This window comes from Mycolicibacterium sp. MU0050 (assembly GCF_963378085.1).
Taxonomy (GTDB): Bacteria; Actinomycetota; Actinomycetes; order Mycobacteriales; family Mycobacteriaceae; genus Mycobacterium; species Mycobacterium wendilense.
In genome coordinates, this window is record NZ_OY726395.1 from 476,103 (window position 1) to 490,316 (window position 14,214).

Annotated in this window: 2 protein-coding genes; one reads left to right on the forward strand and one right to left on the reverse strand. The window is 62.4% G+C overall.

The annotated features are described in order from the left end of the window. Window positions 1-83 precede the first annotated feature (83 nt). Entirely contained in the window at window positions 84-12,752 is a 12,669-nt protein-coding gene (locus R2K23_RS02285) for an amino acid adenylation domain-containing protein (protein WP_416223216.1), read from the forward strand. A gap of 55 nt (window positions 12,753-12,807) precedes the next feature. Here R2K23_RS02285 and R2K23_RS02290 read toward each other — a convergent pair whose 3' ends face one another. Further along, window positions 12,808-14,142 carry a WS/DGAT/MGAT family O-acyltransferase gene (locus R2K23_RS02290; RefSeq protein ID WP_316513957.1) on the reverse strand — a complete coding sequence of 445 codons (1,335 nt, stop codon included), beginning with the start codon at window positions 14,140-14,142 and terminating at the stop codon, window positions 12,808-12,810. Window positions 14,143-14,214: the final 72 nt, after the last annotated feature.

Genomic DNA, 14,214 nt, shown 5'->3' on the forward strand with positions numbered 1-14,214 from the left:
TTCCTGCACTGCGCTCGGTCGGCGATGGGCACGGCGTCGGGGACTCACTCATGACGACCGGCGTCTCCCGCCGACTGTCGGCGATGAATTTCTGGGACGAAGACGAAACCGCCCAACTGTGGGAATGGAGCAACCGAAGTGTGTTGTCCGAGCCCGTCGTGGGGTCGGCTTCGATTCCTGCGTTATTCGCCGAGCAGGTGCTGCGGACACCAGATGCGGTGGCGGTGACTTATGGGGCTGACTCCTTGACCTACCGGCAGTTGGATGAGGCGTCGAATCGCTTGGCACATTTGCTGGTAGAGCGTGGCGCGGTGGCCGGTGAGCGTGTGGCTGTCCTGTTGCCCAGATCTTTCGAGGCTGTGGTGGCCATACTTGCGGTGTTGAAGTCGGGTGCGGCTTATGTGCCGATTGATCCGATGCACCCTGATACGCGGGTTCGTCTCGTCGTCGATGATGCCCACCCGGTGGCGGTGGTCACCACTGCGGTTCTAGCCGAACGGGTGGCAGCTTGCGGGTTGGAGACCATCGATATCGACGACGCGCCTGTCGCCACTTCGAGTGCGGCGCTGCTTGAGGGGCCATCCTCCGATGATGTCGCGTACCTGATCTACACCTCGGGGACGACGGGCACGCCGAAGGGAGTGGCGGTCACCCACAGCAACGTGACGCGGCTGCTGGATACGCTGGCGGTTGAGCTAGACCTCGCGGGTCAAGTTTGGACGCAATGTCATTCGTTGGCTTTCGACTATTCGGTGTGGGAGATCTGGGGACCCCTGCTGTACGGCAGCCGGTTGGTGGTGGTTCCGGAGCTAGTGACACGGACACCGCGGGAGTTGCTGGCGCTGCTCGTCGACGAGCAGGTGACCGTTTTGAGTCAGACCCCGTCGGCGTTCTACGGCTTGCAGTCGGCCGATGCGGCCCAGCCCGACCTGGGACGAAAGCTGGCGTTGCGGACGGTGGTGTTCGGCGGGGAGGCGTTGGAACCACAGCGGCTGGGGACGTGGATGGAGAACCATCCGACTTCGCCGCGGTTGATCAACATGTACGGGATCACTGAGACGACAGTGCATGCGTCTCTGCGGGAACTGGTGGCCGCCGATGTTGAGGGCCGTGTCAGCCCGATTGGGGTGCCATTGGCCCATCTGGGGTTATTTGTGCTCGACGCTCGATTGCGTCCGGTGCCTGTCGGCGTGGTGGGCGAGTTGTATGTGGCCGGTGCCGGATTGGCGTGTGGTTACTGGCGGCGCGGGGGTTTGACCGGTACTCGGTTTGTCGCATGTTCTTTCGGTGGTGTGGGTGCTCGGATGTATCGGACCGGGGATCTGGCCAGTTGGACCCCGGAGGGACAGTTGCAGTATCTCGGAAGGGCCGACGAGCAGGTCAAGATCCGTGGGTATCGCATTGAATTAGGGGAGATCCAGACCGCGTTGGCTGATGTGGATGGGGTGGATCAGGCAGCGGTGGTCACCAGGGAGGACCGGCCTGGAGACAAGCGACTGGTGGGTTATGTCACGGGTGTCGTCGACCCAGCTGAGGTGCGGGGGGTCCTGGCGAGGCGTCTGCCTGCCTATATGGTGCCGGCGGCGGTCGTCGTCCTCGATGCGCTGCCGCTGACGGTGAACGGCAAGCTCGACAAGCGGGCACTGCCAACGCCGGAGTACTCGACCACGCAGTATCGGGCTCCAACGACGCCGACTGAGGGGATCGTGGCCGGGATCTACGGCCAGGTGTTGGGGCTTGAACGGGTCGGGGTGGACGACTCCTTCTTCGACCTCGGCGGCGACAGCCTTTCGGCAACTCGCTTGATCAATGCGATCAACGCCAGCGTCCACGGCGGGCTCGGGGTCCGTGCCGTTTTCGAATCGCCGACGGTCGCGCAGTTGGCGACCCAGATCGATGGCGACGCAGGTGGGAATGGTCTTCCGCCGCTGGTGGTGCAGCAGCGGCCCGAGGTGGTTCCTCTGTCGTTCGCTCAGGAGCGCTTATGGGTGCTGGGTCAGCTGGACGGGCCGTCGCCGGTCTACAACATGCCAGTGGTCCACCAGGTGATCGGCGACCTTGATGTGGCGGCGCTGGATGCTGCGCTGACCGACGTGGTAGCTCGCCACGAGTCGTTGCGCACAGTGTTCCCCTCCGTCGCAGGGGTGCCCCAGCAGGTCGTGCTTGCGGCGGGGGAAGCTGATTACGGCTGGGAGGTCGTCGACGCATCCGGGTGGAGCGCGGATCGATTGGTTGAGGCTGTTGGTGCGGTGGTGCGACACGAGTTCGATCTGACGGTGGATATACCTCTGCAAATCAAGTTGTTTCGCCTGGCGCACGACACACATGTGCTGGCGGCAGTCGTGCACCACATCGCCGCCGACGGCTGGTCGGTCGCCCCGCTGATCAGGGATCTCGGCGCCGCCTATGCCGCCCGCAGCGAGGGGGCCGCACCGGACTGGGCGCCGTTGCCGGTGCAGTACATCGACTACACGTTGTGGCAGCGCGAGCACCTCGGAGACCTGGGTGACGCGGACAGCCGGATCGTCGGCCAGGTGGCGTACTGGGAGCGGGCGCTGGCCGGGCTTCCGGCGCGGTTAGAGTTGCCGACCGATCGCCCTTACCCGGCCGTGGCTGATTATGCTGGCGCCCTCATCGAGGTGGTGTGGCCGGCCGAACTGCATGAGCAGGTGGCTCAAGTTGCGCGTCAACACGACGCGACACCGTTCATGGTGGTCCAGGCGGCGCTCGGGGTTCTGCTCTCCAAGCTCAGCACCAGTTCGGACGTGGCGGTGGGCTTCCCGATCGCGGGTCGATCGGATCCAGCGCTGGACGAACTGGTGGGATTCTTCGTCAACACCTTGGTGCTTCGAATGGACCTGAATGGTGATCCAACGGGGGCCGATGTGGTCTCGCAGGTACGCCAACGTGGCCTCGCGGCGTTCGAGAACCAGGATGTTCCATTCGAAATCCTCGTGGAGCGGTTGAATCCAACGCGGAGTTTGTCGCACCACCCCCTGGTGCAGGTCATGTTGGCTTGGCAGAACTTCGCGGCTCCCCTCACAGATGATCCAGCGGCTTCGACGATTGGGAATGTCCGGGTCACCCCGTTGCCCGCCGAAACCCACTCCGCACGCATGGATCTCGTGTTCTCCCTGGGAGAGCGCTTTGACCGTTCCGGACATCCTGCAGGCATCCAAGGGTCGGTGGAGTTCCGTACGGATGTTTTCGATGTGTCCACGATTGAAGTTATGGTCGGGCGATTGCGGCGGGTGTTGGAGACGCTCACGAGCGATCCAGGTCGGCGTGTGTCGTTGGTGGATGTGCTTGACGCTGATGAGCGCGCGCGTCTTGATGTGGTGAGCAATCGTGCGGTGCTGAGTGAGTCCTGTGTGAAGGTGTCGATTCCGGAGGGGTTCGCGGCGCAGGTGGTTCGGGTGCCGGATGCGGTGGCGGTCAGTTGTGCGGGGCGGTCGTTGACGTATCTGGAGTTGGATGAGGCGTCGAATCGGTTGGCGCACTTGTTGGTTGAGTGTGGCGCGGGTCCTGGTCAGTGTGTGGCGTTGTTGTTGAACCGCTCGATCGAGGCGGTGGTGGCGATCCTTGGAGTGCTCAAGTCGGGTGCGGCCTATCTGCCGATCGATCCGGCTTATCCGGAGGATCGAATTCGGTTCATGATCGCCGACGCGGCCCCGCTGCTGATGATCAGCACGGGAGAGATGGCCGATCTTCTTTCTTGGTCTGATCTTCCGATCATTGATGTGACAGATCCGCGAATTGACATACGCCCCAGCCGACCATTGCATTCTCCTTCACCCGATGACGTTGCGTACCTGATCTACACCTCGGGTACGACCGGCGCCCCCAAGGGGGTGGCCATCGCGCAGTACAACGTGACCCAGCTGTTCAGATCCATGAACAGTGGATTTCCGCCGCACGGAGGTTCGTGGGTGTTGTGCCACTCACTGGCATTCGACGTATCTGTGTGGGAGATATTCGGCGCCCTGCTGGGCGGGGCGAAACTGGTGGTGGTGCCCGAAGAGGTTGTCCTGTCCCCAAGGGAGTTCCATGAAAGGCTTGTCGCTGAGCAGGTGACGATGCTTACGCAGACGCCGTCGGCGGTGGCTGCGCTTCCCATGGAGGACTTGGCCTCCATGACGCTGATGGTTGCCGGCGAGTCTTGCGCTCCCGAAATTGTGCATCGATGGGCACCCGGACGGCTGATGGTCAACGCGTATGGGCCGACCGAGACGACGATGGGCGTCGCATTCAGCGGGCCCTTGACGCCTGGCGCCGTGGTGCCGATCGGTTTCCCAGCGCCCTTGGCGGCGCTGTTCGTTCTGGATCCCTGGCTGCGGCCGGTGCCCGTCGGGGTCGTCGGTGAGTTGTATGTGGCCGGTCAGGGAGTGGGCGTGGGGTATGTGAGCCGCTCCGGATTAACCGCTTCGCGATTTGTTGCCTGCCCGTTTGCAGGTTCGGGATCGCGCATGTACCGCACCGGAGACCTCGTTGCCTGGGGTCCTGACGGACAGTTGCGGTACTTGGGGCGTGCCGATGAGCAGGTCAAGATTCGTGGTCATCGCATCGAGCTCGGCGAGATTCGGGCAGCACTCGCAGAGTTTGACGGGGTCGATCAGGCAGTGGTGATCGCTCGTGAGGATCGACCCGGCGACAAACGACTGGTCGGTTACGTCACCGAATCTGCTGGCACAGTGATTAACCCGGCTCAGCTGCGTGCGGAGCTGGCCAAGAGGCTTCCCGGCTATCTTGTACCAGCAGCGATAGTGGTGATCGACGCCGTGCCGTTGACGGTCAACGGAAAGCTCGATACTCGGGCTTTGCCCGAACCTGATTATAGTGCTGGCTCGTATCGAGCGCCGTCGACCCCGGCGGAGGAGCTGGTGGCTGGCATCTTCGCCCACGTCTTGGATCTGGAGCGGGTTGGTGTCGATGACTCATTCTTCGATCTCGGCGGGGACAGTCTTTTGGCGTTGCGAGTGGTGGCGGGGATCGAGACCGCACTGAGCACTCAACTGCCGGTGCGAGAGTTGTTCGAGGCACCCACGGTGGCCCAGCTCGCGCCACGTATCCATCAAGGCTCACGTGGACTGCCGGCCTTGGTGCCGGTCCAGCGTCCGGCAGTGGTTCCGTTGTCCTATGCGCAGCAGCGTCTCTGGTTCCTCGACCAGTTGCAAGGACCTTCCCCGGTGTACAACCTGCCTGCGGCGTACGCGATTCGCGGTGCAGTACAGGAGGATGCGCTGCACGCGGCCTTCGTTGATGTGGTGACCCGACACGAGTCGCTGCGGACGGTGCTCCCCTCTGTCGACGGAGTACCTCGACAGGTGGTGGTACCTCCGGAGGATATCGACATCGCCTGGCGTGTCGTCGACGCCCGACAATGGTCGACGCGTCAACGGGACGAAGCCATCATGGCGGAACTACGCCATCCCTTTGATCTGAGATCCGAAATTCCTTTCAGGGCAGCATTGTTCAGAGCGGCCGACGACGACCATGTACTGGTGTCCGTGGTGCACCACATCGCTGGCGATGGTTGGTCGATCGCCCCCATGATGCGGGATCTGGGACTGGCGTACGCAAGTCGATGCAACGGAGTTCCGCCGAATTGGGCTCCGCTACCCGTGCAGTACATCGACTACACCCTGTGGCAGCGTGAGCAGTTGGGCGAACTCTCTGACCCTGACAGTCGTATCGCCAACCAGTTGGCCTACTGGATGCAGACCTTAGGTGGTCTGCCGGAGCGCTTGGAGTTGCCCACCGATCGTCCATACCCACCGGTCGCCGACTACCACGGCTCCAGCATCGACGTCTCATGGTCCCCCGAGTTGCAGCAGCAGGTGGCGAGGTTGGCACGGGAGCACGGTGCGACGAGTTTCATGGTGGTGCAGGCGGCATTGACGGCCCTGCTTTCCAAGCTCAGTGCCAGCTCGGATGTGGCAGTCGGCTTCCCGATCGCGGGTAGGCGCGATCCAGCACTGGACGAGCTGGTGGGGTTCTTCGTCAACACCTTGGTGTTGCGGGTTGATTTGTCCGCAGATCCCACGGTGGCGGACTTCTTGAGGCAGGTGAGCCAGCGCAGCCTGGCGGCATTCGAACATCAGGATGTACCGTTTGAGGTGCTGGTGGATCGACTCAACCCGGCCCGTAGTCGTGTGCACCATCCTTTGGTGCAGGTGATGCTGGCATGGCAGAATCTGGCAGCGAACCCCACTGTGGAGTCCGCGCTTGGTTCCGTCGATGCCACACCACTGGTTGCTGACATTCATGTTGCACGTATGGATCTGACGTTCGCATTGTCTGAACGGTGGGATGAGACAGGGCAGGCGGCCGGGATAGCCGGGACGGTTGAATTTCGCACTGACGTCTACGACTTCGCCACTGTGGAGTCGATGATTGCGCGTCTCGAGAGAGTATTGAGCGCGATGGCCGCGGATCCGGAGCAGACGGTGTCATCGATCGGTCTACTCGATTCGCAAGACCTTGCCCAACTGGAGAAGTGGGGCAACCGAGCCGTTCTGACCGAATGCGCCTCGTCCTCATGGTCGGTCCCGGGGTTGTTCGCCGAGCGGGTCGGGCGTTCGCCTGGAGCGGTCGCGATCAGTGACCGGGGCCGAACCTTGACGTACCTGGAGTTGGATGAGGAATCGAATCGCCTGGCGCGCTTTTTGGTTGAGTGCGGCGCGGCACCAGGTCAGTGCGTGGCGGTGCTGCTGGAGCGCTCGCTTGAGGCGATCGTGTCGATCCTGGCAGTGCTTAAGAGCGGTGCGGCCTATCTGCCGATCGATCCGGCAGTACCGGATGCGCGCCTCGAATTCATGATGGTAGATGCCGCCCCCGTCGCCGCAGTGACGACCGCCCGCCTGGGCGAGCGACTCGGTGGTACCGACCTCGTGACTGTGGACATTGACGATCCACGTATCGCGACACAGCAAAACTCCGGCGTGCCTGCCCCCGCAGCCGATGATCTCGCGTACATCATCTACACCTCCGGAACCACCGGAACCCCCAAGGGCGTGGGCATCACACATCGGAATGTCACCCAGTTGATCACGTCGGTGGACCCCGCTTTCGCAGGTCCGGAGAACGTGTGGACGCAATGGCATTCGTTGGTGTTCGACGTCTCCGTCTGGGACATCTTCGGAGCGCTCCTGCACGGTGGTCGCTTGGTCGTGGTGTCGGACGCAACAGCACACTCACCCCGAGATTTCCATGCTCTCCTGGCAGATGAGCAGGTCACGATTTTGAGCCAGACACCCTCGGCGGCAGGGACATTACAGCTCGACGGCGTTGGATCGATGGCATTGGTAGTAGCCGGAGAGGCCTGCCCACTCGAATTGGTCGATCGTTGGGCTGGCGATCACGTGGTGATCAACGCCTATGGTCCGACGGAGACCACTGTGTACGCGACGATCAGTGCTCCGTTGGTGGCGGGGCAGGGTGTGGTGCCGATTGGGTTTCCGGTGCCGGGGGCGGCGTTGTTCGTGCTGGATCGGTGGTTGCGTCCGGTGCCGGCGGGGGTGGTTGGTGAGTTGTATGTGGCGGGCCGTGGTGTCGGGGTGGGTTATGTCCGTCGACCGGGGTTGACTGCGTCTCGGTTTGTGGCGTGTCCGTTCTCGGCAGGTGTGCGGATGTATCGGACTGGGGATTTGGTGCGTTGGGGTGCTGATGGACAGTTGCAGTACTTGGGGCGTGCTGATGAGCAGGTCAAGATTCGTGGTTACCGCATTGAATTGGGTGAGATCCAGGCTGCGTTGAGTGAGCTCGATGATGTGGAGCAGGCCGCGGTGGTGATGCGTGAGGACCGGCCTGGGGATAAGCGTCTGGTCGGGTACATCGTCGGTAGCGGTGATCCGGTAGTTGTTCGTGCGCAGTTGGCGGAGCGGTTGCCGGGCTACATGGTTCCTGCGGCGATCGTGGTGTTGGAGGCGTTGCCGTTGACGGTCAACGGCAAGCTCGACAAGCGTGCGTTGCCGGTGCCGGATTATGCCGACACCGGCAGGTACCGTGCGCCGTCGAACGCTGTTGAGGAGATTGTGGCCGGCATCTATTCCGAGGTGTTGGGGTTGGAGCGGGTCGGGGTGGATGATTCGTTCTTCGACTTGGGTGGAGATTCGCTGACCGCGATGAAGGTCATCGCAAAGGTCAACGAGGCCCTGAACACCGACTTGGCTGTCAGCGTCCTCTTCGACCGTCCGACGATCGTGGAACTTGTACCCTGTGCCGAGTCAGCCCCGTCCGGACGGTGCCCTTTGACGCCGGTGGAACGTCCCGCTGTCGTTCCGTTGTCGTACGGCCAGCAGCGGTTGTGGGTTCTGGAGCAGGTGCAGGGACCCTCGCCGGTGTACAACCTGCCCAGCGCATATCGGGTGAGCGGCCCACTGGACATCGCCGCGCTGGAAGCGGCGCTAGGTGATGTGATCGCACGTCATGAATCGATGCGCACGGTATTCCCGGCGGTCGCCGGGGAGCCACGCCAGGTGGTCGTGCCAATCGAGGAGGTCGACGCGAGATTGGAGGTGGTCGACGCCCGAGGCTGGTCGCCAGCGCGACTCAAGAACGCGATGGACAAAGTGATCAGTCACAGCTTCCATCTGGCCACCGAGATTCCGGTGCGAGGCACGCTGATGAAGGTCGCGAACGACGAGCATGCACTGGTGGCGGTGGTTCATCACATTGCCGCAGACGGTTGGTCGATCGCCCCGTTGGCGCGTGATCTCGCGACCGCGTACGAAAGTCGGATTGGGGGGCGGCCACCGGAGTGGACGCCGCTGCCCGTGCAGTATGTGGATTACACGTTGTGGCAGCGACGACTTTTGGGGGATCTGGACGATCCTGATAGTCGAATCAGCAGGCAATTGGCCTATTGGGACGACGCTCTGGCCGGATTGCCGGAGCAGTTGAACCTGCCCACAGACCGCCCATACCCGGCGGTGGCGGACTATCGTGGCGCGACACTCGCCGTGAGCTGGCCTCCGGAGATGCAGCAGCAGGTGGCGAAGGCCGCCAGGGAGCACAACGCGACCAGCTTCATGGTGGTGCAGGCTGCCCTCGTCGTGTTGTTGGCGAAGCTCTGCGCGAGTTCGGACGTTGCCGTAGGGATCGCAACGGCAGGACGGTCTGATCCTGCACTGGAGGACCTGGTGGGGTTCTTCGTCAACACGCTGGTTGTACGCGCGGATCTGTCCGGGGATCCCACGGCGGCAGAGGTGCTGAGTCAGGTACGTCAGCGCGGTCTGGCAGCTCTTGAGAATCAGGATGTGCCGTTCGAGGTGTTGGTGGATAGACTCAACCCGACTCGCAGCCTCGCCCGCCACCCGCTTATCCAAGTGATGCTGGCTTGGCAGGCACCGACCGTCCTCCAGGAAAAAACCGGCGGGGAACCGGCCACGGCTACGAGCAGTCTCGAGGTCACTCCACTGCCCGCTGATACGCGGTCGGCCCGAATGGATCTGGTCTTCTCGATGCACGAGTCCTTCACCGCAAATGGTGACTTCGACGGCATTGAAGGGTCGGTGGAGTTCCGTACGGATGTTTTCGATGTGTCCACGATTGAAGTTATGGTCGGGCGATTGCGGCGGGTGTTGGAGGCGCTCACGAGCGATCCAGGTCGGCGTGTGTCGTTGGTGGATGTGCTTGACGCTGATGAGCGCGCGCGTCTTGATGTGGTGAGCAATCGTGCGGTGCTGAGTGAGTCCTGTGTGAAGGTGTCGATTCCGGAGGGGTTCGCGGCGCAGGTGGTTCGGGTGCCGGATGCGGTGGCGGTCAGTTGTGCGGGGCGGTCGTTGACGTATCTGGAGTTGGATGAGGCGTCGAATCGGTTGGCGCACTTGTTGGTTGAGTGTGGCGCGGGTCCTGGTCAGTGTGTGGCGTTGTTGTTGAACCGCTCGATCGAGGCGGTGGTGGCGATCCTTGGAGTGCTCAAGTCGGGTGCGGCCTATCTTCCTATCGATCCGTCGCACCCCGATGCTCGGGTGGAGTTCATGCTGGCCGACGCCGAACCACTGGTCGCGGTCAGCGTGGCGGAGTTGGGCGGACGGTTGCAGGGCCGCGGGGTATCGGTCATCGACGTCGACGATCCCTGGATCGAAGACCTGCCGGTCACTGCGGTGCAGGGCGGGCCCCGTCCCGATGACATCGCTCACCTGATCTACACCTCGGGCACCACCGGAACCCCCAAAGGAGTGGCGGTTACCCACGCGAACGTGACCAGACTCTTCGATGGGCTGGACGTGGGTGTGGCGATGGCACCGGGGCAAGTGTGGGCTCAGTGTGCATCGTTGGCCTTCGACTACTCCGTGTGGGAGATTTGGGGTGCCCTGCTGCACGGTGCCGAGTTGATGGTGGTGCCTGATGAGCTGACTCGGTCCCCGGGGGATCTTCACGCCCTGTTGGTGTCCGAGCAGGTCACCGTTCTGAGCCAGACGCCCTCGGCGGTGGGGGTGCTCTCGCCGGAGGGGTTAGAGCGTGCGACGCTGATGGTGGCTGCTGAACCATGCCCAGCTGAGGTGGTGGACAAGTGGGCTCCGGGCAGAGTGATGATCAATGGTTATGGTCCGACGGAGACCACTGTGTACGCGACGATCAGTGCTCCGTTGGTGGCGGGGCAGGGTGTGGTGCCGATTGGGTTTCCGGTGCCGGGGGCGGCGTTGTTCGTGCTGGATCGGTGGTTGCGTCCGGTGCCGGCGGGGGTGGTTGGTGAGTTGTATGTGGCGGGCCGTGGTGTCGGGGTGGGTTATGTCCGTCGACCGGGGTTGACTGCGTCTCGGTTTGTGGCGTGTCCGTTCTCGGCAGGTGTGCGGATGTATCGGACTGGGGATTTGGTGCGTTGGGGTGCTGATGGACAGTTGCAGTACTTGGGGCGTGCTGATGAGCAGGTCAAGATTCGTGGTTACCGCATTGAATTGGGTGAGATCCAGGCTGCGTTGAGTGAGCTCGATGATGTGGAGCAGGCCGCGGTGGTGATGCGTGAGGACCGGCCTGGGGATAAGCGTCTGGTCGGGTACATCGTCGGTAGCGGTGATCCGGTAGTTGTTCGTGCGCAGTTGGCGGAGCGGTTGCCGGGCTACATGGTTCCTGCGGCGATCGTGGTGTTGGAGGCGTTGCCGTTGACGGTCAACGGCAAGCTCGACAAGCGTGCGTTGCCGGTGCCGGATTATGCCGACACCGGCAGGTACCGTGCGCCGTCGAACGCTGTTGAGGAGATTGTGGCCGGCATCTATGCCGAGGTGTTGGGGTTGGAGCGGGTCGGGGTGGATGATTCGTTCTTCGACTTGGGTGGAGATTCGCTGACCGCGATGAAGGTCATCGCAAAGGTCAACGAGGCCCTCGACATGGATCTTGCCGTGCGCACCATCCTCGACGCCCCCTCAGTGAGCGGCCTCTGTCAGCGAATCCATCGGCAGGTCCATGGGCCGAGTTTCGCATCGGTGCATGGCCGTGACGCCGTCGAAGTGCACGCTGCAGATCTGACTCTGGACAAGTTCATCGATGCCCAGACACTCGCGAGCGCTCCGGCGCTGCCGGGACCAGTCAGTTGCGTGCGAACGGTGCTGCTGAGCGGAGCCACCGGTTTCCTCGGACGACATCTGCTGCTGGAGTGGCTGGAGCGGGTCGCGCGGGTCGATGGGGCTGTAATCTGCCTGATAAGAGCAGAATCCGCCGACGACGGACGTGTTCGACTGAACAAGACGTTCGAGAGCGACCCCGAACTGCTGCGACATTTCCAAGCCCTCGCTGCCGACCATCTAGAGGTGGTTGCCGGCGACAAGGGGGATGCCAAGTTGGGGTTGGATCCGGTCACCTGGCAACGCCTGGCGGACAGCGTGGATCTGATCGTTGATCCGGCAGCGCTGGTCAGCAGTGTCCTGCCCTACAGTGAACTGTTCGGACCCAATGTGGTGGGCACTGCCGAGTTGATTCGCTTGGCCATCACCGGACGGCTGAAGCCCTACAACTACGTGTCGACCGCCAACGTGGGAGCCGGGGTCAATCCCTCGAAATTCAACGAAGACATCGATATTCGGGAGGCCAGCCCTACCCGAGTGAATGACGGCAGGTACGTCAACGGATATGGGAACAGCAAGTGGGCTGGTGAAGTGCTGCTGCGGGAGGCGAACGATTTGTGTGGGCTTCCTGTCTCTGTCTTCCGTTGCGATATGCTTTTGGCCTGCAGCAACTACGTGGGCCAACTCAACTTGTCAGACATGTTCACGCGGATGGTCCTCAGCCTGGCCAGCACAGGCATCGCCCCTCGTTCCTTCTTTAAGCTTGACGCCGACGGGAACCGTCAGCGTACTCACTTCGATGGCTTACCAGTAGATTTCGTAGCCCAGGCTGTTGCTGCGTTGGGCGCCAAGGCCATGGACGGGTTCCAGACCTACCATGTGATGAACCCGCACGACGACGGTATCGGCCTCGATGAATACGTGGATTGGATCATCGACGCCGGGTGGCCCATTGAGCGTATCGACGACTATGGCGAGTGGTTGGTGCGGTTCCAGACGGCCCTACGGGAACTGCCGGCCCGGCAGCGTCAGCATTCTGTGCTGGAAGTCGTGGAGATGCAGATGGAGTTGCATGACGTCCGTGGCCTGCAGCCTGCCGCCCCAACCAACTCGTCCATCGCGCCAGCTGACAGGTTCCGTGCTGCCGTTCAAGAGGCTGAAATTGGTCCCACCAACGACATTCCGCACGTCACGTCCGAGATCATCAGGAAGTACGTCACCGACTTGCAGGTACTTGGTCTGCTCTAGGGCGCTCTGAACCGAGGTCTCTGGCTCCCGGCGTGCCGAATGTCAGGTTGCATACTCAGAGACATGTGCCGTTGAGTGAGAATTGCTGCAACGTCCTCAGAAGGTCTTGCCTGAGAGCGTCCTTGGAGTTCGGGTGAGCTGGTAGGTATGACACCAGTGACAAGAACACCCTCCCCTGCGCTGTTCCCGACAACACTGTTTGGACTCCGCCGCATCGCTGCACAGCGTCCTCCATCGGCCCAAAATAGCAGAGCCTCAAGGCGAATAGGTCGGCGTCGGTACCATCAGGACGGGCCGCGGCTGCGTCGACGGCACCAACGTTGGAGCCGCTGATGAGGTTGAACTGGGCCCCGGTGACTGCATCGCCAGCAGCTTTGAGCAGGCGCTGAGGTGACAGCGGAACCAGAGCATTGGTTGCGCGTTCAAGGTCGGCCAACTCGGCGTGGTCGCTCAAGGCCTGCTTTACGGCAACCCGAACTTCGGACAGGTCCGTTGTGACGCGCGTGGGGTCGACTTTGACTCCAACCCCGCCGATCGCGTTCGCGCGGGTGTCTCCCGGGATGCGTTCATTCACAGGCACAAGCACAACGACGGAACCGTCTGCGGCGACCCGTCCGGCGCGCTGCGCGAGACAGGACGAAACCCCGACTAGGAGCGAATTGTTGGTGCCACCCAGAGACTGAGCCCGTGTCGTCCACTCATCGGCATCGACGAAAACAGTGACCACTGGTGCGGCTGAGGATTCGGTGGCTGACTTCTGCAGCGCTGGACGTTTTAGGTCGGGTCGAGGACTGGACTTGGCTTGCTCCCGGTTACGCCGGGCCAGGCGGGTGGCGGCCGCGAAGCCGCGGCACACAGCAGGAATGTCCCGAATCGATTGAACCGCATCCTCGTGAAGTGCGCGCCAGCGTCCGCGCGATGCCGCTGGGGGCCACGAGACAGCGGCATCGCGTCCAAGCGCAGCATCAGCTATCGCCTCACAAAGTCCGACACCATCGGTGAGGCAGTGTGAAATAACGAGACTCACACCAGCACCCCCGCCGCTGAACGGCAGTACTGCGAGATGCCATTCTGGTCCGCTTTCACAGCTGATTGGGGTCCTGGCCTGCTCTTCGAGCCAGTCCTCAAGTGCTTCTCGAGGACGCGGTGCGGCCATCTCGATGTCCAATGCACGATCGGGAGCCACCCACCGGTGGCGTCCGAATCCCAGCGATGATTGCTCGATGCGGCGAGACAATCGACCCTGCTGCAGATGGTCGCGGAACCGTTGCAGATTGCCGGCGTTGATCGGATGGCTGTACACCCAGGTGCACTGGAGCACAGTGCTCGAACCAGATGCCCGCGGTATGTCGAATGCCGCCTGGTCAAGTACATCCAGGACGTTGCTCACCGATTCATGATTTGAGCGCATAGCGATTGACCCCCCGATTGCGCCGAGATAGTAGCTGTTGAGAATGACTTG

What these genes read in the sequence shown, in the direction of transcription:
- R2K23_RS02285 (WP_416223216.1), top strand. Translation starts at nt 84, where the DNA reads ATGAATTTCTGGGACGAAGACGAAACCGCCCAACTGTGGGAATGGAGC.